This is a genomic window from Pseudomonas sp. LB3P25, from assembly GCF_054897985.1.
Genome location: NZ_CM142711.1, coordinates 3035303 through 3056429, shown reverse-complemented (window position 1 = coordinate 3056429; position 21127 = coordinate 3035303). Strand labels below are relative to the sequence as shown.

19 protein-coding genes are annotated in these 21127 nt (G+C 59.1%); 11 read left to right on the top strand and 8 right to left on the bottom strand.

Going from position 1 to position 21127, the window contains the following annotated elements; genetic code table 11:
* The first annotated feature begins 176 nt into the window (after positions 1-176).
* A complete protein-coding gene (locus ACYZTW_RS13870; RefSeq protein WP_462005343.1) occupies positions 177-1280 on the top strand; it encodes a DNA alkylation repair protein in 1104 nt (367 codons plus the stop codon).
* A 203-nt stretch (positions 1281-1483) separates the two neighbouring features.
* Here the strand turns inward: ACYZTW_RS13870 and ACYZTW_RS13865 are convergent, their stop codons facing one another.
* The 4 genes from ACYZTW_RS13865 to ACYZTW_RS13850 all read right to left on the bottom strand — a co-directional run bounded on the left by ACYZTW_RS13865 (position 1484) and on the right by ACYZTW_RS13850 (position 4656).
* Positions 1484-1840 (bottom strand): DUF6124 family protein, encoded by a 357-nt coding sequence (locus ACYZTW_RS13865; protein WP_462005342.1) that lies wholly within the window; start codon positions 1838-1840, stop codon positions 1484-1486.
* A 601-nt stretch (positions 1841-2441) separates the two neighbouring features.
* The gene (locus tag ACYZTW_RS13860) at positions 2442-2657 is read right to left on the bottom strand and encodes a DUF4287 domain-containing protein (RefSeq protein WP_140679290.1); all 216 of its coding nucleotides are present in this window, start codon (positions 2655-2657) and stop codon (positions 2442-2444) included.
* Between the two features lie 157 nt (positions 2658-2814).
* Positions 2815-3690, bottom strand: coding sequence for a tetratricopeptide repeat protein (locus tag ACYZTW_RS13855; RefSeq protein WP_462005341.1), 876 nt, complete (start codon positions 3688-3690; stop codon positions 2815-2817).
* An 81-nt stretch (positions 3691-3771) separates the two neighbouring features.
* Positions 3772-4656 (bottom strand): LysR family transcriptional regulator, encoded by an 885-nt coding sequence (locus ACYZTW_RS13850; protein ID WP_462005340.1) that lies wholly within the window; start codon positions 4654-4656, stop codon positions 3772-3774.
* A gap of 133 nt (positions 4657-4789) precedes the next feature.
* On the opposite strand from ACYZTW_RS13850, the gene ACYZTW_RS13845 reads away from it, so the two are divergent.
* From ACYZTW_RS13845 to lldD, 3 genes are all read left to right on the top strand, one after another.
* Positions 4790-6451, top strand: a complete 1662-nt coding sequence (locus tag ACYZTW_RS13845) for a GMC family oxidoreductase (protein ID WP_462005339.1) — start codon at positions 4790-4792, stop codon at positions 6449-6451.
* A gap of 139 nt (positions 6452-6590) precedes the next feature.
* Entirely contained in the window at positions 6591-8213 is a 1623-nt protein-coding gene (locus ACYZTW_RS13840) for an MFS transporter (protein WP_462005338.1), read from the top strand.
* 198 nt (positions 8214-8411) lie between these two features.
* Positions 8412-9554 carry an FMN-dependent L-lactate dehydrogenase LldD gene (gene lldD, locus ACYZTW_RS13835; RefSeq protein ID WP_462005337.1) on the top strand — a complete coding sequence of 381 codons (1143 nt, stop codon included), beginning with the start codon at positions 8412-8414 and terminating at the stop codon, positions 9552-9554.
* Between the two features lie 67 nt (positions 9555-9621).
* On the opposite strand, the gene ACYZTW_RS13830 is transcribed toward lldD, so the two are convergent.
* The gene (locus ACYZTW_RS13830; protein ID WP_462005336.1) at positions 9622-9990 is read right to left on the bottom strand and encodes a DUF427 domain-containing protein; all 369 of its coding nucleotides are present in this window, start codon (positions 9988-9990) and stop codon (positions 9622-9624) included.
* A gap of 300 nt (positions 9991-10290) precedes the next feature.
* Between ACYZTW_RS13830 and ACYZTW_RS13825 the strand changes: the two genes are divergently transcribed.
* The 4 genes from ACYZTW_RS13825 (at position 10291) to ACYZTW_RS13810 (ending at position 16042) form a co-directional block, all read left to right on the top strand.
* Positions 10291-12522 carry a C1 family peptidase gene (locus ACYZTW_RS13825; RefSeq protein WP_462005335.1) on the top strand — a complete coding sequence of 744 codons (2232 nt, stop codon included), beginning with the start codon at positions 10291-10293 and terminating at the stop codon, positions 12520-12522.
* Positions 12523-12640: 118 nt separating this feature from the next.
* Positions 12641-14590: a DNA topoisomerase III gene (locus tag ACYZTW_RS13820; protein ID WP_462005334.1), complete on the top strand. Its 1950-nt coding sequence runs from the start codon at positions 12641-12643 to the stop codon at positions 14588-14590.
* Between the two features lie 98 nt (positions 14591-14688).
* Positions 14689-15192: a GNAT family N-acetyltransferase gene (locus tag ACYZTW_RS13815; RefSeq protein WP_462005333.1), complete on the top strand. Its 504-nt coding sequence runs from the start codon at positions 14689-14691 to the stop codon at positions 15190-15192.
* Between the two features lie 520 nt (positions 15193-15712).
* Entirely contained in the window at positions 15713-16042 is a 330-nt protein-coding gene (locus ACYZTW_RS13810; RefSeq protein WP_462005332.1) for a hypothetical protein, read from the top strand.
* A 106-nt stretch (positions 16043-16148) separates the two neighbouring features.
* Here ACYZTW_RS13810 and ltrA read toward each other — a convergent pair whose 3' ends face one another.
* Entirely contained in the window at positions 16149-17441 is a 1293-nt protein-coding gene (gene ltrA, locus ACYZTW_RS13805; RefSeq protein ID WP_462001131.1) for a group II intron reverse transcriptase/maturase, read from the bottom strand.
* A gap of 563 nt (positions 17442-18004) precedes the next feature.
* Here ltrA and ACYZTW_RS13800 point away from each other — a divergent pair.
* Complete coding sequence (locus tag ACYZTW_RS13800; RefSeq protein WP_462005331.1) at positions 18005-18307, top strand: hypothetical protein; 303 nt, start codon at positions 18005-18007, stop codon at positions 18305-18307.
* On the opposite strand, the gene cynR is transcribed toward ACYZTW_RS13800, so the two are convergent.
* Positions 18293-19198, bottom strand: a complete 906-nt coding sequence (gene cynR / locus ACYZTW_RS13795; RefSeq protein WP_462005330.1) for a transcriptional regulator CynR — start codon at positions 19196-19198, stop codon at positions 18293-18295. The two genes, ACYZTW_RS13800 and cynR, sit on opposite strands and share 15 nt — an antisense overlap.
* A 123-nt stretch (positions 19199-19321) precedes the next feature.
* On the opposite strand from cynR, the gene cynS reads away from it, so the two are divergent.
* Positions 19322-19789, top strand: a complete 468-nt coding sequence (cynS, locus tag ACYZTW_RS13790; protein WP_462005329.1) for a cyanase — start codon at positions 19322-19324, stop codon at positions 19787-19789.
* A gap of 188 nt (positions 19790-19977) precedes the next feature.
* Positions 19978-20640: a carbonic anhydrase gene (locus ACYZTW_RS13785; RefSeq protein WP_149630622.1), complete on the top strand. Its 663-nt coding sequence runs from the start codon at positions 19978-19980 to the stop codon at positions 20638-20640.
* 80 nt (positions 20641-20720) lie between these two features.
* Here the strand turns inward: ACYZTW_RS13785 and ACYZTW_RS13780 are convergent, their stop codons facing one another.
* A complete protein-coding gene (locus tag ACYZTW_RS13780) occupies positions 20721-21071 on the bottom strand; it encodes a BON domain-containing protein (RefSeq protein ID WP_462005328.1) in 351 nt (116 codons plus the stop codon).
* Between the last annotated feature and the right edge of the window lie 56 nt (positions 21072-21127).

Genomic DNA, 21127 nt, shown 5'->3' with positions numbered 1-21127 from the left:
GGGCGAGGGGACTGACCGAGTGGTTCTTAAGAGCTACATCGACCTGAGATATCGAGTCGAACTCAAGATTTGAAAGCAATGGAGATCGGCTCCCTTTCCCCCTCTCCCCCGTGGGAGAGGGCTGGGGTGAGGGGATGGATCTAACTGACACACAATCATTCGAGCAAACCCATCCCATGACCAACACCAACCAACCCGCCCCCGCCCTGAAAGAAATCTTCAACGCCGACCGCCTCCAGCACATCGCCACCGAGATGACCGCGGTCTACCCCGCGTTCAACGCCAAGGCCTTCCTGAAGCAGGCCAACGACGGGCTAGCCGATTTATCAAAAATGCAGCGAATGGCCCGGGTCAGCGAGTGCCTGCACGCGGTGCTGCCGTTGAGTTATGAAGAGACACTTGAGGTGCTGCGCGCCCTCGCTCCGCGGCTGAACAGCGGCTTCGTCAGCATTTCATTACCGCATTACGTCGCGACGTATGGCGGACATGCCTTCGAGCAGTCCATGGACGCGCTGAAATACTTCACCGCGTTCGGTTCATCGGAGTTCGCGATCCGCTATTTCCTGCGCAGCGACATCGAACGCTCACTGGCGGTCATGCACGATTGGTCCCTGGACGAAAACGAACACGTCCGCCGCCTGGCCAGCGAAGGCAGCCGACCGCGCCTGCCATGGTCGTTTCGACTGGAACAGATTCAGGCTGACCCAACATTGGCGGCTTCGATCCTCGACAACCTCAAGGCTGACGACAGCCTCTACGTGCGCAAGTCCGTGGCCAACCACCTCAACGACGTCACCAAGGATCATCCCGAATGGGTGCTGGACCTGATCGAAGGCTGGTCGCTGGACAACAAACACACCGCATGGATCACCAAACACGCCCTGCGCAGCCTGATCAAACAAGGTAACCAACGCGCGTTGGCGATCATTGGCGCAGGCGGCAAGCCTGAGGTCGAGATCATCGGTGCGCAGGTGCAACCGGCAGTGATTCGCCTGGGGGAAAAAATCACCCTGTCCTTCGCCGTGAAATCCACGGTCCAGGACAGTCAACGACTGGTGATCGACTACGCAATCGATTACGTGAAAGCTAACGGCAGCACGTCGGCGAAAGTGTTCAAGCTCAAGGCGCTGACACTTCCTGGCAAGGCGACCGAATCCATCGCCCGTAGCCAGCAGATCAAGGAACTCACCACCCGCCGGCATTACGCCGGTCAGCACGCCGTGCACATTCTGGTGAACGGCGAGCGCCTGGCCAGTACCGCATTCGAAATCCTCCCCTAGCGGCAGGCCACGCCCATCAAGGGCAAAAGGCCGCTAAACAATCTGTGGCGAGGGAGCTTGCTCCCGCTGGGCTGCGAAGCGGCCCCAAAAGATCGTCCGAACGCGGCCCGAACCTTCGGCAGCTCCTACAGGTTTACACGATCCCCTGTAGGAGCTGCCGAAGGTTCGGGCCGCGTTCGGACGATCTTTTAAGGCAACACCTGTTAAGGCGTATCAATATGATCCAGAACCCGATTCGCAGTGATTTCCGCCACCATGATGCTGTTTGAAATGCCCAGCAGTGCGTAGCGCGACCCACCTTCCAGATGATCCACCAACTGACGGACCATCACATCGACCGAGGCAAGCGTTTCGACCAAAAAAACCATCAGGGTTTCGGTCGTAGCCTCTGGGGCCACGGAAAACAGGGTGCTGGGTGTACGCGCGGTGGCTTTGATATCGGCATTCGAGGGGAAGTGGAAGTCGAGTGCCCGTTCGGCGGCCTCGTTGAGCTTCTTTGAATCGGGTTCGTACGGGGATGCCGGATCGGTTTCCGGTGGATTGGGTGTTGGTTTGATCATGATGAAACTCCTGATTGTTCACTAGGAGCTACCAGCATCACTTGCAGATGATGGGTGGCAGCTATGTGCGGGTCTGCAAGACCGGGAAACCAGGAACCCGGCAGACCGAAGGTCTCCCGCACAAAGCCGCCATTTCGCGGACATAAACGAGCGTCCTTTGGCAGGGCTATGCGACTGGTATTCCGGCGGGCTTGCAGACCCGATCACTGATGAGCAGTGACAGGAATTAAGTTACCGACGGCCCCCTAGACGCACAAGCCGGCGGATTCTGGCGCACGTGTAGGTAACGACGCAAGGCGCTGTAGCCGTTAGGACGTAACACCGAGTGTCTTTAAACGCGCGCCCAGAAACATGTTTATCCGCATCAAAAATCGAGCGAAAAACCCTCACCTGAATGCGGTGTGCCAGATCTGACACCATCGTCGGAACGCCGCCCGGAGCAAGCTCGCTCCCACAAGCGCCTGTATCGACCACAACTCTCGCGAACGACACCGAACAAATGTGGGAGCGAGCTTGCTCCGGGCGGCGTTCCGACGAAGACGGCGGCACATCCAGCATCCGTGTCATTGCCATGCCACGTTGCAAGCCGTTTACAGGTGGCTCACGTTTTAGCGCTCGCTAAATAATGCGCAACCAAAGCATTGGCATGGCCATGCCCCATACCATGCTCAGTCTTCAGCCAGGCCACCATTTCCATGTGCTTCTTTGCGCTCACTGTTCCGAGCAGATCCAGCCAGTGGCTGATTGGCTGCCCGTATTTTTTCTCGATTGACGGGAAGTACGACGCCGGGCCTTTCGTTTTTGTATCGTCGGTCATGCTGCAAGCTCCCTTTATCGCGACGGAGTGTCGGATAACGCTCCTTGTCGTCATGCCATAGAGTGGACGCCAAGCGTTATCCCGACAACCACCCTGCTCGGCCCTCACGCGACCCGCTCGTCATTGCGGCCGGCTCAGCCGTGTTCTCTGGAGCCTGTCATTTCAACTCTGTCTCGACGCTGACAGTCGCCTGCCAAGTCTTCTGACCTGCTGGCAATATTGGCTCGTCGAAGAATCGGTAGTCGCTCATGGCTTTCAACACCGCTTGGTCAATGGCGCTATTCCCCGAGCTTTCCAGCACTGAGATTTGAGGCACAACCGAACCAGGGCTGCCTACCAGTTGTAGCGTGACCGGTTTGCCGGCAGCGCCTGACTTGATCTGCGTCGCCAGGGCTTGCTGAACGTCCAGTGCCTTTCTGGTGAGGCTGCTATCGAGGCTAGCGACCCATATTTCGTTGTAGTGCTTTTCCTGTTCGGCCGTCAGGGTCGAGCCTTCGTCGCGTAGCCGTTGTACGCCTTGCCATGGAGCATCGTCGACGTACTTGGCAGCGTTCAGGTAATGCGCCAGCGCCCCTTTGAGATCCTGCGGACCACCTCTGCCGTCCTCCATGAACTGGGCCAACTTGGCCTCACTGCGCAGATTTCCGGGTGCGGTGACGGCCAACTGATAAAACTGCCTGGCCTCAACAAAGTTGGGCGCCTGGCCGATGCCCTCTTCCGCCATGCGAGCGAGTTGCTCATAGCCTGCTGCCTTCCCGACGGCCACGGACTGATAGAGGGTCTTGGCTTTATGTACATCCTGCGGCACGCCATGGCCAGTTTCATACAGAAAGCCGAGCACGAGTTTGCACAGGAGGTTGCCGCTCTCGCTGGATTCGCGGATGTTTTCGACCTGCTCCGGGGTGATGGGTTTTTTATCCATAAGAAGCCTGCAACGGAGGCCGGCTTGAAAGTCGTCCTGAGGACTGGGCGGGGTGGTTTGGCATCCTGCAATGAGGGCCGTGAGCACCAGTAAAACAACAGCCTTTTTCATGTATTGCATCCGTTGAAGTCGTCCAAACATCAAGAAAAAATGAGTCACTGAACCTGTGACGATGGATTGGGCTGCCAAACGCTATCCCAGCAACAACGCCTGTTCGCGCTCACACAACTCCACCACGTAATCCCACAACACCCGCAGCCGCACCGATTTGTGCAACTCCCGCCGCGTACTGATCCAGTAGCTGCGCTGGATGCTCTCATCCGGCAACAACGGCACAAGGTCTGGATCAGCGCTGGCCATGTAACACGGCAGCACTGCGATCCCCAGCCCGGAACGCGCGGCTTGTTGCTGGGCGATGACGCTGGTGCTGTGGAAGACCACTTGGGGATTGCGGCAGAAGCTATTGAGGAACATCAGTTCCTGGCTGAACAGCAAGTCGTCGACGTAGCCAATCCACGCGTGACGACCGAGGTCTTCGCGGCTGCGCAGTGGTGGCGAACGGTCGAGGTAGTCCTGGCTGGCGTACAGCGCCAATCGATAGTCAGTCAGTTTGCGCGTGACCAGCATGTCGGCGGCCGGGCGCTCCAGGTGGATGCTGATCTCGGCTTCGCGGTTGAGGATGCTGACGAAACGCGGCACCGCCACCAGTTCCACTTCCAGCCCCGGATAACGTTCGAACAGGCCGTTCATGCGGCTGGCGAGGAACATGATGCCCAACCCTTCGGTCACGCCGACGCGGATCTTGCCCAGCGGTGCCGTGGACTGAGTGATTTCTTCCTGCGCCAGCAGCGCGACGTTTTCCATGGCTTCGGCGTGTTTGAGCAGTGCTTCGCCTGCCGGCGTCAGTTCATATCCCTGCGCATGCTGGACAAACAGAGCAGTGCCCAGGCTCTTTTCGATGGCCTCGATATGCCGGGCCACGGTGGCGTGGGTGGTGTTCAAACGGCGGGCAGCGGTGAGCAGACGCCCGCTACGCTGCAACTCGAGAAAAAACCGCAGGTCATTCCAGTCGAACATGAATCGTCCTTGTGTCTACGCTGTTTGAGGCGCTGTTTAAAAACGCACAGCGGCTGCGCAAAAACTAACATTCTTTTGACGAAAGCTAACAACTAGGATGACCGACAACAAGAACAACAACATGAGGTCACGGATGCAGACTTCCCTGGATGAATACGACTACATCGTGGTCGGGGCCGGCCCGGCCGGTTGTTTGCTGGCCAATCGGTTGTCGGCCGACCCGCAACATCGCGTGTTGCTGCTCGAAGCCGGCGGCCGCGATAACTATGCGTGGATTCACATCCCCGTGGGTTACCTGTTCTGCATCGGCAATCCGCGCACCGACTGGTGCTTCAAGACCGAAGCGCAACCCGGCCTGCAAGGCCGCGCCCTGAGTTACCCGCGTGGCAAGGTGCTCGGCGGCTGTTCCTCGATCAACGGCATGATCTACATGCGCGGCCAGGCCGGCGACTATGACGGCTGGGCGGCTCAGGGCAATCCCGGCTGGAGCTGGCAAGACGTCCTGCCATTGTTCAAAAAGAGCGAAAACCACTTTGCCGGCGACTCGGAGTTTCACGGCGCCGCCGGTGAATGGCGAATCGAACGCCAGCGTCTGTCGTGGCCGATTCTGGATGCCTTCCGCAGCGCCGCCGAGCAAAGCGGCATCGCCAGCATCGATGACTTCAACCAGGGCGACAACGAAGGCTGCGGCTACTTCCAGGTCAACCAGAAGGCCGGGATTCGCTGGAACGCGGCCAAGGCGTTTCTCAAACCGATCCGCAACCGCCCCAATCTCACCGTGCTGACCGACGTCGAAGTGGATCGCGTGCTGCTGGAAAACGGCCGTGCGTCAGCAGTCAGCACGCGTTGGCAGGGTCAGGCGAAAACCTTTAAAGCGCGCAAGGAGATCGTGCTGTGCGCCGGTTCCGTCGGCTCACCGAGCATCCTGCAACGTTCCGGGATCGGCCCTCGCCCGCTGCTGCAACGATTGGGGATTGGCGTTGCCCATGAACTGCCCGGCGTGGGGGGCAATCTGCAGGATCACCTGCAACTGCGCCTGATCTACAAACTGGAAAACGCCCGCACGCTGAATCAAATTGCCGGCAGCCTGTGGGGAAAAATGGGCATGGGCCTGCGCTACCTGTATGACCGCAGCGGCCCGCTGTCCATGGCGCCGAGCCAACTCGGGGCCTTCGCCCGCTCAGGACCGGAGCAGACGTCGGCGAATCTCGAGTACCACGTTCAACCGCTGTCGCTGGAGCGTTTCGGTGAGCCGCTGCATGCCTTCCCCGCCTTCACGGCGTCGGTGTGCGATCTGCGTCCGCAAAGCCGTGGTCGCATCGAGATTCGCTCCACCGATCCTAAGGAAGCACCGCTGATTCAGCCCAATTACTTGAGCCATCCGGAGGACTTGCGGGTGGCAGCGGATGCCATTCGCCTGACCCGGCGCATCGTCGCCGCACCGGCCCTGCAAGCGTTCAAACCGGTCGAGTACTTGCCCGGTGACAGCTTGCAGAGCGAAGAACAATTGCACGAAGCCGCCGCCCGCATCGGCACCACCATCTTCCATCCAGTCGGCACCTGTCGCATGGGTAACGACGCGGACGCAGTGGTCGATGCCGACCTGCGTGTTCACGGCATCCCCGGCCTGCGCATCGCCGACGCCTCGATCATGCCGCGCATCACCTCGGGCAACACCTGTTCGCCTACGCTGATGATTGCCGAAAAGGCAGCACAACTGATGCTTACCACCCCTGCAATCACTCCCCGTGTGGGAGCGAGCCTGCTCGCGAAAGCGGTAGACCATCAACATTGATGTGCACTGATACGACGCCTTCGCGAGCAGGCTCGCTCCTACAAGGGGTCGTACTAGATTTACGGACGTTGAAATACCGCTACAAGGACTACGCAACACCAGTGGAACAAAAAAAACAATCACTGTGAGGGATACCGATATGTCAGAACATGTTCAGCCTCTGGAAGCCGTACGCAGCGCGGGCACCAGCCGCGAGACGCAGAAAGTCATCTTCGCCTCGTCGCTCGGGACGGTCTTCGAGTGGTACGACTTTTTCCTCTATGGCGCCCTCGCGGCGGTGATCAGCAAACAGTTTTTCGCCGGGGTCAACGACACTACGGCGTTCATCTTTGCGCTGATGGCCTTCGCCGCCGGCTTCATCGTGCGGCCGTTCGGCGCCTTGGTGTTCGGCCGGTTGGGGGACATGATCGGGCGTAAATACACCTTCCTTGCGACCATCATCCTCATGGGCCTGGCGACCTTCTGCGTCGGGTTGCTACCGACCTACGCGAGTATCGGCATTGCCGCGCCGATCATCCTCGTGCTGCTGCGCATGCTTCAAGGCTTGGCGCTGGGCGGTGAATACGGCGGCGCTGCGACCTATGTCGCGGAACACGCACCGATGGGTAAACGCGGTTTCCACACCAGCTGGATTCAGTCCACCGCGACCCTCGGCTTGCTGCTGTCGCTGCTGGTGGTGCTCGGTTGCCGCTACTTCACCGGTGACCAGTTTGAAGTCTGGGGCTGGCGGATTCCGTTCCTGTTTTCGATCATTCTGCTGGGCATCTCGACCTGGATTCGCATGAGCCTGCACGAGTCGCCTGCGTTCGTGAAAATGAAAGAGGAAGGCAAGCTCTGCAAGTCGCCGCTGCGCGATTCCTTCGGCAAATGGGAAAACCTGAAAGTCGTACTGATCGCCCTGTTCAGCATCAACGCCGGGCAAGCCGTGACCTTCTACGCGGCGCAGTTCTACGTGCTGTTCTTCCTCACCCAGTTCCTGAAAATGGACCCGGCGCTGGCCAACAATCTGCTGATCGTTAGCGTGATTATCGGCGCACCGTTCTTTATCTTTTTTGGCTGGTTGTCGGACAAGGTCGGGCGCAAACCGGTGCTGATGATCGGCCTGCTGCTGGCGACTGCACTGTACTTCCCGATCTTCAAGTCCATCGCCCACTACGCCAACCCGGCCATCGACCAGGCCAGCCGTCAGGCACCGATCACCGTGCTGGCTGACCCGGCCACCTGCACCTTCCAGTTCGACCCGGTGGGCAAGGCGAAATTTGACAGCCCTTGCGACAAGGTCAAAACCTTCCTGGTGAAACAGGGCCTTCCCTACAACAGCGAAGCTGCACCGGCCGGCAGTGGCGTGCAGGTGAGCGTCGGTGAGGTGAAACTCGATGGTTACGATGAAGCGGCCCTGCGAGGCGCCGTGACGCTGGCTGGGTATCCATCAAAAGCCGACATCCAGTTGATCAACAAACCGATGATCGTGGCGCTGATCGTCGCGCTGATCATCATTTCCGCCATGTGCTACGGCCCGCTGGCAGCGCTGATGGTCGAACTGTTCCCGACCCGCATCCGCTACACCTCGATGTCCCTGCCGTACCACATTGGTAACGGTTGGTTCGGCGGTTTCCTGCCAACGGTGTCGTTTGCCTTGGTGGTGTACACCGGGGACATCTTCTATGGGCTGTGGTACCCGGTGGTGATTACCGGGGTGAGCCTGGTCGTCGGGATGATCTGTTTGCGTGAGACCAGGAGCGTGGACCTGGATAAAAACTGAGCTCACCACAATCCCCTGTGGCGAGGGAGCTTGCTCCCGCTGGCCTGGGCAGCAGGCCCAATCCAGCCGCCTCGGTGTGTCAGAACAATCGAGTTGGCTGGATTGGGGTGGCTTCGCCACCCAGCGGGAGCAAGCTCCCTCGCCACAAGTTAAGCTCGACGACATCGGCAGCCCCGCCATTCCACAGACCGAGGCACCATGATCATTTCATCCGCATCTGACTATCGCGAGGCAGCACGTCGCAAACTCCCGCGTTTTTTGTTTGATTACATTGATGGCGGGGCTTATGCAGAGCATACGCTGAGGGCCAATAGCGCGGATCTGACGGGCATCAGCCTTCGTCAGCGCATTCTGAAAAACGTCGAAACCCTGAGCCTTGAAACCACCCTCTTCGATCAACCACTTTCCATGCCAATCATATTGGCGCCGGTAGGCCTGACGGGCATGTTCGCCCGCCGTGGTGAAGTGCAGGCTGTAAAAGCGGCGGAAAATAAAGGCATTCCACTGTGCCTATCAACGGTATCGGTGTGTTCGATCGAAGAGGTCTCGGCACAAACCGAACAATCCATCTGGTTTCAACTGTATGTGTTGAAAGACCGAGGCTTCATGAAAAATGCACTGGAGCGTGCGAAGGCCGCCGGTGTGAGAAACCTGGTGTTTACCGTGGACATGCCCACGCCCGGCGCCCGATACAGGGACGCACACTCGGGCATGTCAGGCCCTTTTGCCGCGTCGCGGCGAATGCTTCAGGCCATGACCAAACCCGACTGGGCATTCAACGTCGGTGTCATGGGGCGTCCACACGACCTGGGCAATATCTCGAAGTACCTTGGCAAAGCCGTCACGCTCGAAGACTACATGGGCTGGTTGGCCAATAACTTCGACCCTTCGATCAGCTGGAGCGATCTGGAGTGGATTCGTGAGTTCTGGAAAGGCCCGATGATCATCAAAGGCATTCTCGATCCTCAGGATGCCAGAGACGCGGTCAGCTTTGGCGCGGATGGCATTGTCGTGTCGAACCACGGCGGGAGGCAGCTGGACGGCGTGCTCTCCACCACCAAGGCACTGCCGCCCATCATGCAAGCCATCGGCAATGATCTGACGGTGCTGGTCGACTCGGGAATCCGCTCGGGGCTTGATGTCGTACGGATGTTGGCGTTGGGAGCAAAAGGCGTATTGCTGGGGCGTTCCATGGCCTATGCACTGGCCGCCGATGGTCAGCGCGGGGTGGAAAATATGCTGGATATCTTCGCCAAGGAAATGCGCGTCGCCATGACCTTGACCGGGGTGACCTCGATTGGTCAGATTGATGAATCCACGCTGGTGAATGCTGTTAGATGAGTTGAACACCTGTCCTTGAACGCCGCGCCAATGCGCGGCGTTTTCGTTGATGCCTGGAAAGCGACCATCACTCGACGTTTTTGAGAATCTCAAACGTGACTTGATCGGGATAGAACGCCACGTAGCCGCGAATCTGATCGACCGACACTTTGGGGTCTTCATAGCGCCACACCGCGTTAGCCCCCTCATGCCCCGGGATTTGCAGACTGTAATACGTGGCGTCGCCCTTGTACGGGCAATAGGTCGTGTGGTCGGTGCGGGCAAAATATTGTTCGGCGATGTCCTCCCATGGAACGTAGTACACCGGAGGATAATTGGCCTCGAGCAGCACCAGCGCCCGTGTAGATGCAGCCACTTGAATACCGTGAAACTTCACCAACAGGGTGCCTGGCTGCTCTGCGATGGTGATGACAGGACTAGGACCGGTGCTTTTCATGAAATACGTTCCTCATGATGCTGATGGGCTGCGCAGCAGCCCCAAAACCTGAGACCACAACTGTCAGGTATAACCCACATTTTGCAATCACGACGGCTGCGCAGCCGAACGGAACGGTGCGGCGTTCCGACAAGCGCCCTCGCCACAAAAGTAGAACCAGATGCCGCTTTAAGCGGGCAAACACTCGAAGTCGGTGAAACATCGTCTACGATCAATTGGACCGTTGACCTCCCTACTACCCAGACAGGCAGTCGTGGCATGGCGTGGGGATTTGAGTCTCAGAAACCTGAGGGTCTCACCATGCCCGCCACACAGTTTACGCTCGATCAAAAGATCATCACCCTCGACGCCCGTCCCGATCGCCTCGACCTGCGTGATCGGATCTTCACCCCACGGGTCCAGTCACTGCCGCCCTCCTGGCCCGCAGACAAAGACATTGCCACCGAACTCTCTGCATACCTGGGTAAAGGCCTGGTGCTCTACCAAGGCAACGAAGGCGCGTGCACAGGGTTCGGGCTGGCGGCGGTGGTCAACTATCTGTTGTGGCTGCGGGACCGGGCGTCCATCAAGACGAGCCCGCGTCAGCTTTATCATCTGGCCAAACTCTATGACGAATGGCCAGGCGAGGACTACACCGGTTCCAGTTGTCGCGGCGCATTGAAGGGATGGCATAAGCACGGCGTCTGCGCAGAGGAACTGTGGCCCTATACCGTCAAGCCCGACGGATCGGTTCCGGCGTTTGAAGCACCCGCCGAAAATTGGGCGACAGACGCCGTGACCCGGCCGCTGGGGGTTTACTACCGCGTCGAGAAAGACGACATCACCGCCATGATGGCGGCGCTGTACGAAGCGGGTGCGCTTTACGTTTCCGCCAATGTGCATCAGGGCTGGGCACTGATGCAGCCCAAAGGCAAAAAACGTCCGCCGGCGGTGTTCCAGAGCATGTCACAGCTACCCGTCATCAAATGGCCGGCAACCAGCCAGGGTGGTCACGCCTTTGCCTTGATCGGGTACACCCGTCAGGGGTTCATCGTGCAGAATTCCTGGTCAACCGGATGGGGATTCTCGGGCTTCGCCCTCCTGACGTTCGAGGACTGGCTGGCCAACGGCACCGACGCCTGGACTGTGGCCCTCGGCGTGCCGATCGAACACGGCGCGTTATCGCACAACGCGCGGCCTTCACGTTCCCGGGCTGATGTTCAATCCGCGTTTCGCAGCGCCCTGTCGAGCTCCAGCGCCAAGCGCGAAGGTTTCTCGCTGTTCACCGCCGGTGCCCGCGATACCGGTCGCAAAGGGCCTGCCCTGTTGACCATGGATCAGGCGTATGGCCTGACCATCGTGATGGAAAACAATGGCAGCATCGGCCCCCGCCTCACCGATGTCGAAAACGTCCGCGCGGGCGTCAAGCGAATCGTCTACGAGTCACCGCGCGCCTGGTACGACAAGCTCCCGGCGGCCAACAAACCCGCCGTGCTGCGCATCGCCGTCATTGCTCACGGCGGGCTCAATTCCGAGCAGGACTCCATCAATCGAATCTGTGCGATGGCGCCCTATTTTCTTGAAAACGGTATCTATCCACTGTTTGTCACTTGGCGAACCGGGGCGCTGGAGACGTTTGCCGACATCGTCAAGGACGCCCTCTCAGGGCTGTTTCCCGAGGCTGGCGGCATCAGCGATGTGTTGAAGACCCTCAAGGACAAGGCCCTGGAAGGCTTTGATCGCACGGTGGAACTGGCCACCAAAAAACTCGGCGGCGATCAGTGGAGCCAGATGAAGCAGAACGCCGAAGCGGCCTCAGTCGCAGGCTTTACCCCGCGCGGGCTGGTGGAAATGGCGGAGAACCTGAAAAAACTGGTCGCCGACATGGGCAAGAAGAACGTCGAACTTCATCTGATCGGTCATTCCGCGGGGTCCTTGATCAATGGCCACTTGGCTCAACTGCTGTCGGCCAGAGGCTTGGCCATCGAAACGTCGACGCTGATGGCCCCGGCCTGCACCCTCGATTTCGCCAACCAGACCTACCGCAAAGTCATCGAAGGTGGAGGACTCAAGCGCAAGGACTTCCACATTTACATGATGTCCGACAATCGCGAACAGGATGACAACGTCATCGACGTGTACCACAAGTCACTGCTGTACCTCGTTTCCCGTGCCTATGAAGAACTGCAACGCATGCCGCTGCTGGGCATGGCCAAGAGCCTGGACAAGAACTTCCAGGACTTCAGCAATCCCGATGTGGCGCAGTGGAACATTGCCGCCAAGAACATGACCGAGCAGTGGAACCAGTTTTACTGGGGAAAAACCATTCCGGCCGGGTTCGCCGCCACAGGCCGTGGGCTTCCCGAGGCGTTCGCGAAAACCCTGCATATCTTCAACGATTCGCAAATGAACTACGGCGCGGGTACCAAAGCGGACACCTCCCACGGCGGGTTCGACAATGATGTGAACGTCATTACCGCAGCCTTGCTGACCATTCTCAGACGAGAGCCCGACGGGAAGCTGGACCAGCCGGTGGTTAACCTGAACTACTGAGGCGTCCGCGCAATGAATCGCAACGCACCGACTGTACATCCATACAGATAAAGATTGCCCCATCGCTCATCAGCCGCCATTCTGTTCGCCTCTCGACAGTTGATGAACGATGGTGGTTATGCGGCTGTACCTCTGTGAAAAACCTTCCCAGGCCAAAGACATTGCGGCCGTCCTCGGCGCCAGGCGTCGTGGCGACGGCTGCTGGCTGGGAACGGACGTCACGGTGACCTGGTGCATCGGCCATCTGCTGGAAACCGCGCCGCCGGATGCCTATGACGCGCGTTACAAGCGCTGGGTGCTGGCGGATCTGCCGATCATTCCAGAGAAGTGGAAGATGACCGTCAAACCGCGCACGGCCGGCCAGTACAAAGCGGTCAAACGGCTGCTCGGCGAGGCCACGGAACTGGTGATCGCCACCGACGCCGACCGTGAGGGCGAGATGATTGCCCGGGAACTGGTGGAGCATTGCCGCTATCGCGGGCCGATCCAGCGGCTATGGCTGTCGGCGCTGGACGATGCGTCGATCCGCAAGGCACTGGCAGCCCTGAAGCCGGGGGCCGAGACCTTTAGCCTTTACCATTCGGCACTCGGGCGCTCGCGGGCCGACTGGCTGATCGGGATGAACATGAGCCGGCTGTTCACGCTGTTGGGGCGTCAGTCCGGTTACCAGGGCGTATTGCCGGTCGGTCGGGTGCAAACGCCAACCCTGCGCCTGGTGGTGGATCGCGACCGCAGCATCGCCGATTTCGTGCCGGTCGCCTATTGGGCCATCGATGTGCAACTGCTGCACGACGACACCGCGTTCACCGCCCAGTGGCGTGCGGCCTCCGAGGTTTGCGACGATCAGGACCGCTGCCTGAATCAGGCACTGGCGCGCAACGCAGCGGCGGCGATTGGCAGCGCGGCGAGTGCCCGGGTGATCAAACTGCGCACCGAGCGAATGCGCGAAGTGGCACCCCTGCCCTTCGACCTGGGCACTTTGCAGGAAGTCTGCTCGAAGAAGCTCGGGCTTGGTGCCCAGGAAACCCTCGACATCGCCCAGGCCCTGTACGAAACCCACAAAGTCATCACCTATCCCCGCAGTGACTGCGGTTACCTGCCCGTGAGTCAGCACAGCGAAGCACCGGGCATTCTGGCCGCGCTGAGGCAGGCTGATCCGGCGTTGAACGCCTTGAACGATTTCCTGGAGCCTCAGCGCCGCTCACGGGCCTGGAACGACGCCAAGGTCAGCGCTCACCACGGCATCATCCCCACGGCTGCGGCGAAAAACCTCGAGCGACTGGCGGGTAAGCAACGGGCGGTCTACACCCTGATCCGCGCGCGTTACCTGGCGCAGTTTCTGCCCAACCATGAATACGACCGGACCCAGGCCGACTTCGACTGCGCCGGTGAAGCCTTGCGTGCCGTCGGCAAGCAGATCGTCGAACCCGGCTGGAAGCGCGCCCTGCCCGAGGCCCTTGCCCCGGCCAAGGGCCGCGAAGCACCGGCGCCGCAAACACTGCCGGCCTTGGCCGAAGGGCGTGACTGCGCAGTGGCCGACGTCAAGCTCAAGGACCTCTGGACCCAACCGCCCAAACCGTTCACCGAAGGCGATCTGATCAAGGCGATGAAGAACGTCGCCAAACTGGTGGAAGATCCCCTGCTCAAGCAGAAACTCAAGGACACCACCGGAATCGGCACTGAAGCAACCCGCGCCTCGATCATCCAGGGTCTGCTCGACCGTGGTTATCTGATCAAGAACGGCAAGGCCCTCGCCGCCACCCCGGCCGCGTTCAGCCTGATCGATGCCGTGCCGCGTGCCATCGCCGACCCTGGGACCACGGCGATTTGGGAGCAGGCGCTGGACATGGTGCAGAGCGGCGAGATGAGCCTGGAAGAATTCGTCACCAAGCAGGCCGCGTGGATGAGCAAACAGGTCGCCCGTTGCGCCGGCCTGAGCCTGACCATCAGCGGACCGGCAAGCCCCGCCGGGCGCGGTGCCACACCGTGGAAAAACAAACGCAAGCCCGCCAAACGCAAACCCTCGGCAGGCACCAAACGCGCGGCAAAACCGGCGAGCAAGGCGTGAGGGCAGTTCGGGCGGGCCACTTTCTGGAAAAGCATCGACCATAATTATCTGCAGCGCACCAGCGCCACGACGGACTAGCGCATCAGGAGCCAACCAGCATGCCCTTGATAGAACTGCACGCCGCCCAGCGCGACGAACTGGAAACGATTGAAAACCTGATGCAGTTCTACATGTATGACTTCAGCGAGTGGCTGCCACTGAAGCTCGGCGAGCACGGTTTCTTCAACGCCCAGCCCAAACCGGGTTACTGGCAAAAACCCGCAACCAGGCCGTTTCTGATCAAGGTCGACGGAGAATTGGCCGGTTTCGTGACCGTGGATGATGAAACCCATCTTCACGGCGCCGAGTACAACATCGGCTACTTCTTTGTCAGTCGACGCTTTCGTGGCCAAGGCGTCGCGAAGTTTGTCGTTTCCACCCTCTTGAGCCGGTTCCCCGGTCAATGGCAAATTTTCCACCTCGACGCGAACCCGCCTGCGCGGCGGTTCTGGGCACGGGCCATAGCTGATCTCACCCATGGCGAGTTCACCCTGCATCAACTGCCGGTAGACGGTTATCCCTGCACCGTTTACCGATTCCGGACATCGCTGCCAGCGTCCTGACTGGCGCCTTCCGATCCCGCTTTTTAATTCCAAACGACTTTGTCCGACAATATGTAGTGACTAAAAATAATCACTACAAAACCGTTGACGCCTCCGATTTGCCCTTGCATGATGCAGACATCTCCCCGATCGGGAGTACAGGCAACACGTTTGAGCAAGCTCGTCTGACCGCCGAGCTGTTTTTCCCGGATACACGCTGCCCACAAGGCAGATTGAAGAAGCTGACCTGGCCTGAACGTCCAGTACAAGGACGAGAAGCGCTGGCGATCAATCCTCATGAAGCTTGTGGCCGACCCTGAAAACGTCGGCAGTGGCCAGAAGGTTTTCGCTGCTTCTCCTCGTTGTGACGCTATTGCGTAGCAGTTATTCAACACGACTACATGCAACAGACGCGGGACCCCGTCAATTTGGCGGCCGACCGCTGACGTCCTGGTTTCGGTGCCAGGGATCAACTAACCCATGGGCTACCTGTATTAGCGAATCAACTTTGAAAGATCACCAAATGGTCAAGGGGCTTACTATGAATCTGAACAATCAACCCACTATCGATGAACTGGCTCATCTGTTCGCTGCGCAAAAAGACAGCCATGACAGCCATATTCTGTGGATCAGCAAGTCGGGCCAGGTGCATATCGACTGCCTGTCGATGCACGCTGATGAAGCGGAGTTCGACAAGAACAACCAGAACCTGCTCGCCCGACTGAAGATGTACCGTCGCGGCCAAGGCTATGTCGGCAAGAAAGCCGCGGCTGACAAGGACTTCATCGGTAATGTGCTGCAGACGCTGAAACAGGCGTGGGCCTCGATGCAGAACCAGAACGAAGTTCGGGTGATTGACCGGTTCTCCTGATACCTCCACACCCCATCCATCGGCATAGGGGACGGCCTTCATAGGCCGTTCCCCTGCCACACCACCCGGCATGCGGGTCCGCACCGGGCGGTTCGAGAGATTGAGGTCAGGAGAGACGCGGTAAACCCGTTCTGTCGAACCACGCTATATCGAGCACTCGGTTGAGTTCAAGAGCGCTATTGCGCCACCAGCAGCGAGAGCTTCCCGCCACTTTGCGAGCAGTAGCCTCACTTGCACCCAACCTGCGCAGCTCTCGATAGATCGTTGAACTACGCCGCCATTGCTTGAGCTGGATTGCTCGTAGTCGGTGTCGTATCCATTCATCTAACTCTCGCCAGATTCTGGGAGTTTGCGACAAGCCGAAATATCCCTTCCAGCCAAGCATGTAGGGCCTTAATCGGTCGACAACTTGTTGCAAGCTGCGGCCACCTGAGCGCCGGGTAAACCAGCGGATGCACTGTTTGAAGCGCTGACGCGCTTTGACCGCTACTGTCCTTTTGACGCCTTGTGGAGAAGCCCAGAACGCGTACCCCAGAAACTTGCGACCAAATACACTCGCCACCGCACTCTTGCTCTCGTTGACGCTCAAGTGCAGCTTTTCATACAGACGCTTGAGCAAGGCCATCACTCGCTGCCCGGCCTTCTTGCTGCGAACATACACATTCGCATCGTCGGCATAGCGCACGAAGCAATGACCTCGACGTTCAAGTTCCCGATCCACTTCGTCCAGCAGCACGTTCGCCAGCAACGGCGACAGCGGGCCGCCTTGCGGCGCCCCGCAGCGGCTTTTCTCGACTACGCCATTGATCTGCGTTCCCGCATCCAGATACGCCCGAATCAGCCGGATAACCGCCCGATCCGCAATCCGCTTGCGTAAACGATCAATCAAAATATCGTGATCGACCCGGTCGAAGAACTTCTCCAGATCAACATCCACCACCACTCTTCGCCCTGAAGACACATGGCGCTGAGCCGCCAAAACAGCATCCTGCGCGCAACGTCCCGGGCGAAAGCCGTAGCTGTGTTCACTGAAAGTCGGATCGAGTTCTGGTTGCAAGACTTGCAGCAACGCTTGTTGGATCAAGCGATCGGTGACCGTTGGAATTCCCAACTCGCGCTGACCGCCGTCAGGTTTGGGGATGACCACACGTCGTACCGGGCTGGGCCGGTAGACGCCTGAAAGAAGCTGTTCGCGAATCGCCGCCCACTGGCTCAGTAGATGTTCGGCGGTCTGTTCAATATCCAGACCATCGACGCCCGCTGCTCCCTTGTTGGCCTTGACCCGCTTCCATGCCCGCTTCAGGTTTTCTCTCGCAAAGGCCCGATCCAGCAGCCCTTGCCCTGCGTTGTCGGATTCATCTTGCGGGCGATTGACCTCGTCGCTGATGGGGCTTCTCACGGTTTCACCGCTCGCGTCCTCACATCCGCCCCGCGTTTGGCAGGCATCTGACTTCCGGTCGTTCGCATCAACATGGCCTATAACGCTTTCTCTCGTTCGGCCCTTCGTCAAAAAAAAAAAAAAGACTACTACGGCCTCTGCTGACTTCTCGCTCCGGCTTGCACCGTCGCCCTTTCAGGCACAAGGCGAGATCTCCCCAGGTAAGAACGCAATCCTTCACCACACAACCGCCGGATTTACGCAACCTGATCCTTGACCACAAGAGCTTCGCGGTTTTATGCCCGCTCGCCCTGATCGGCTTCGCCTTCTATCCGGTTCTTGTACATCGGCTCATGGCTTCGATCCACGCTTCCTCCCCACACTCGGTCGCCCTCATGCAGTTGCGCTTCACTTCGTTCGCTGTGGTCAGCTTACGGCGGGACTTTCACCCACAAGATTGCGCCCATGCTGGGCGCACATAAAAAGGCCCCGCTCGTCATATCGAGCGGGGCCTTTTTGTTTGTCTCGTGCGCACCAAACAACGCTATTGTTAACCGTGTGCACTGGATCATTGGAGGTTTGCGATGAACATACAACTGACAGGCTTGCTGTTGCTCGTAATGGCCAGTGCTGCCCATGCAAACAGCATCACCGGCGTTCCGTTGTTCGATGCGGACTGCCCCGGCAAAATCGTCGTCCACGCGGATCAGGACGGACCGGTGTTGATCAACAGCAAGGAAGCCGAGACCAAAGCCATTGACGATCGCCGTTTCGAAGCCAAGGGTTCGGGCGTCGTAATCTCGATCCTCCTCACCGATGACGACTCGGTCACGGTGTCCTCCACGGGCAAGGCGCCCAATGGTGTGTGCCAATTAATAGAAGACTGACGTCGTCGACTCACCTGCAGCCGCACCCAACACCAGTTCCATAAACGCCACCGACGCCGCACTGTGATAGTTGTTTTTACGTCGAAGCAGCGCGGCCCCTCTTTTCGGCGCCTCCCCCAACAACGGGATTTTGCGCAATGCGCGATCCGAGGTGGCGATAGGCTCCGGAAGGATGGTGGCGATGGCCGTGTGCCGAATGACTTCCAGCAAGGTGCTCACCGAGTTGACCTCGATCACCACCTTCGGCGTGATCTGCTCCTGGGCAAAGTACTCATCGATGCGGGTGCGGGTAACGAAGTCCGGGGCCAGCAGCGCAAATTCCAGTTGCGCGACCTCTTGCGCGGACAACGCGACCTGGCTTTCGTATAACGGGTGATCGCGCCCCACCATGACACCCAATGTCTCGGTAAACGCCGGGATCGACTCGATGTCGGGATTTCTGACCTGGGTAAAGGCGATGGCGATGTCCAGTGAGTCATCCACCAGCCCGGCCTCGATGTCATCCATCGACAGCTCGAAAATCTGTAGATGGATGTTCGGAAACCGCGCCACGTAATCGCGCACCAGCGGCCCCACCAGGTACGCCATGAACGTTGGGGTCATGGCCAGCCGCAAGGTGCCGCGGGACAAGTCCTTCACGTCATGCAACGCACGTTTGCCCGCCTCCAGTTCCACCAGCACCCGACGAGCGCATTCGATGTAGGCCTCTCCCGCATCAGTGGGTTTCACCGTGCGCGAGGTTCGGTCGAACAAGCTCACGCCCAGGGTTTCTTCAAGTTGCCGGATCTGTTGGGACAGGGTCGGCTGCGAGACGTGAAGCGCCTCGGCGGCGCGGGTGAAACCGCCGTGGTCGGCAACCGCCAGCAAATAACGAAGGTGTCGGAGCAGCATTGCAATCCCCATCTATAGGCTGTGCTTATGCGCTGCATTGTATATCGGTCTTGGACGCTATGGATCGATCAGCAGAAGATTGCCCCACACCCAAGCAACATCACTTCCGACAGGAGAAACACCATGCAGCAGTCCCACGCCTACAACGACCCAAGCCTGGCGCTGACCACGTCGATCCTCGATGCAAAAGCGCGCAAAAATCTGTCCTGGCAGGACTTGACCGACGGCACCGGCCTCGGTCTGGCCTACGTCACCGCTGCCCTGCTCGGTCAGCACCCGCTGCCGGAAAGCGCCGCCAAAGTGATTGGCGAGAAACTGGACCTGGATGCCGAGACCGTGGCCCGCCTGCAGATCATCCCGTTGCGCGGCAGCCTCTCGGGTGTCCCGACCGACCCGACCATCTACCGCTTCTACGAAATGATCCAGATTTACGGCACCACCTTGAAAGCCCTGGTTCATGAGCAATTCGGCGACGGCATCATCAGTGCGATCAACTTCAAGCTCGACATGAAGAAAGTCGAAGACCCGGAAGGCGGCTCCCGCGCGGTGATCACCCTCGATGGCAAATTCCTGCCGCTGCGTCCTTTCTAAGTGGATGCTGGCTCTGCATCACGCCAAATCCGTAGCAGCTGCCGAGCCTGCGAGGCTGCGTTCGAGCCGGGGTCGCGCTCGACCGAAGTCCTCGCAGATCCAGGCGACTGCTGCGCAGCCGAACGCAGCCTCGCAGGCTCGACAGCTGCTACAAAATAATCATTCGTCTCACGCATGAGGACATCGCCATGAAAGCGCTCATCGAAGGTTTTTTGAAGTTCCAGAAAGACGCCTTTCCGCAACGCACCGACCTGTTCAAACACCTGGCGACCACCCAGCATCCGGGCACGTTGTTTATCACCTGTTCCGACAGCCGTGTCGTGCCGGAACTGCTGACCCAACAAGAACCCGGTGAACTGTTTGTGATCCGCAACGCCGGCAATATCGTGCCCTCTTACAGTCCGCATCCCGGCGGTGTGTCGGCCACAGTCGAATATGCGGTGGCAGTGCTCGGCGTCACTGACATTGTGATCTGCGGGCACTCGGACTGCGGCGCCATGACCGCCGTAGCGAAGTGCACATGCATGGACCACCTGCCCGCCGTCAGCGGCTGGTTGCAACACGCCGAGTCAGCGAAAGTCATCAACGAATCCCGCCCTCACGCCAATGACGCGGCGAAGGTGAGTTCAATGGTTCGGGAAAATGTCATCGCGCAACTGGCCAATATCCAGACGCATCCGAGCGTGCGCCTGGCTCAGGAGAAAGGCCTGTTGAATTTGCATGGTTGGGTTTACGACATCGAGACCGGTTCGGTTGACGCCCTGGATGCCAACAGCCACCGTTTCGTGGCGCTCGCCGAGTATCCGGACACCTGCGCCCTTCAAGCCCGATCCATAGAAGCAGCAGCCTGAAGTGTGTATCCACGGGTAACGAGCCGATCGACGCAGCGCTCCCGGCTCACGGGAACGCTGCACTGACACGATCGACTGGGTTATTTATCGTCCATCTTTGTTGACGATTGTGGCCGAATCTCAGGGGCCTCTTCAGCGTTGGGTGGTTCTGGAATACTGCCGGGCGTGAACACGTGAGTCAGCAAGTCTTTGGCATCGATGTCGACGACGCCCTGAACCGAACGGGTCAGAGCAACAGCCTGCTCACACTGTTTATGGGTGTTGACACGACCGCTCAATGCCACCGTGCCCCCGTGGGTTTTGACATGGATTTGCAGGCCAAGGCTTGGTTCAGCCATTGCCAGGGCTGACTTCACCCTGGCGGTAATCCACGTGTCGTGAACGCCCCTTTCCAGATCATGAGAGTAATGTTGAAAGGAATGAAGTTTCATGGTGCAACCCTCTCTCCCGTCATCAGATGCACTGCCCGTCTATTGGCTGTGCAGCC

Excerpts from the sequence above, each read along its gene's own strand:
- ACYZTW_RS13870 (WP_462005343.1), top strand. The coding sequence starts at position 177 with ATGACCAACACCAACCAACCCGCCCCCGCCCTGAAAGAAATCTTCAAC.
- ACYZTW_RS13865 (WP_462005342.1), bottom strand. The coding sequence starts at position 1,840 with ATGATCAAACCAACACCCAATCCACCGGAAACCGATCCGGCATCCCCG.
- ACYZTW_RS13860 (WP_140679290.1), bottom strand. The coding sequence starts at position 2,657 with ATGACCGACGATACAAAAACGAAAGGCCCGGCGTCGTACTTCCCGTCA.
- ACYZTW_RS13855 (WP_462005341.1), bottom strand. The coding sequence starts at position 3,690 with ATGAAAAAGGCTGTTGTTTTACTGGTGCTCACGGCCCTCATTGCAGGA.
- ACYZTW_RS13850 (WP_462005340.1), bottom strand. The coding sequence starts at position 4,656 with ATGTTCGACTGGAATGACCTGCGGTTTTTTCTCGAGTTGCAGCGTAGC.
- ACYZTW_RS13845 (WP_462005339.1), top strand. The coding sequence starts at position 4,790 with ATGCAGACTTCCCTGGATGAATACGACTACATCGTGGTCGGGGCCGGC.
- ACYZTW_RS13840 (WP_462005338.1), top strand. The coding sequence starts at position 6,591 with ATGTCAGAACATGTTCAGCCTCTGGAAGCCGTACGCAGCGCGGGCACC.
- lldD (WP_462005337.1), top strand. The coding sequence starts at position 8,412 with ATGATCATTTCATCCGCATCTGACTATCGCGAGGCAGCACGTCGCAAA.
- ACYZTW_RS13830 (WP_462005336.1), bottom strand. The coding sequence starts at position 9,990 with ATGAAAAGCACCGGTCCTAGTCCTGTCATCACCATCGCAGAGCAGCCA.
- ACYZTW_RS13825 (WP_462005335.1), top strand. The coding sequence starts at position 10,291 with ATGCCCGCCACACAGTTTACGCTCGATCAAAAGATCATCACCCTCGAC.
- ACYZTW_RS13820 (WP_462005334.1), top strand. The coding sequence starts at position 12,641 with ATGCGGCTGTACCTCTGTGAAAAACCTTCCCAGGCCAAAGACATTGCG.
- ACYZTW_RS13815 (WP_462005333.1), top strand. The coding sequence starts at position 14,689 with ATGCCCTTGATAGAACTGCACGCCGCCCAGCGCGACGAACTGGAAACG.
- ACYZTW_RS13810 (WP_462005332.1), top strand. The coding sequence starts at position 15,713 with ATGAATCTGAACAATCAACCCACTATCGATGAACTGGCTCATCTGTTC.
- ACYZTW_RS13800 (WP_462005331.1), top strand. The coding sequence starts at position 18,005 with ATGAACATACAACTGACAGGCTTGCTGTTGCTCGTAATGGCCAGTGCT.
- cynR (WP_462005330.1), bottom strand. The coding sequence starts at position 19,198 with ATGCTGCTCCGACACCTTCGTTATTTGCTGGCGGTTGCCGACCACGGC.
- cynS (WP_462005329.1), top strand. The coding sequence starts at position 19,322 with ATGCAGCAGTCCCACGCCTACAACGACCCAAGCCTGGCGCTGACCACG.
- ACYZTW_RS13785 (WP_149630622.1), top strand. The coding sequence starts at position 19,978 with ATGAAAGCGCTCATCGAAGGTTTTTTGAAGTTCCAGAAAGACGCCTTT.
- ACYZTW_RS13780 (WP_462005328.1), bottom strand. The coding sequence starts at position 21,071 with ATGAAACTTCATTCCTTTCAACATTACTCTCATGATCTGGAAAGGGGC.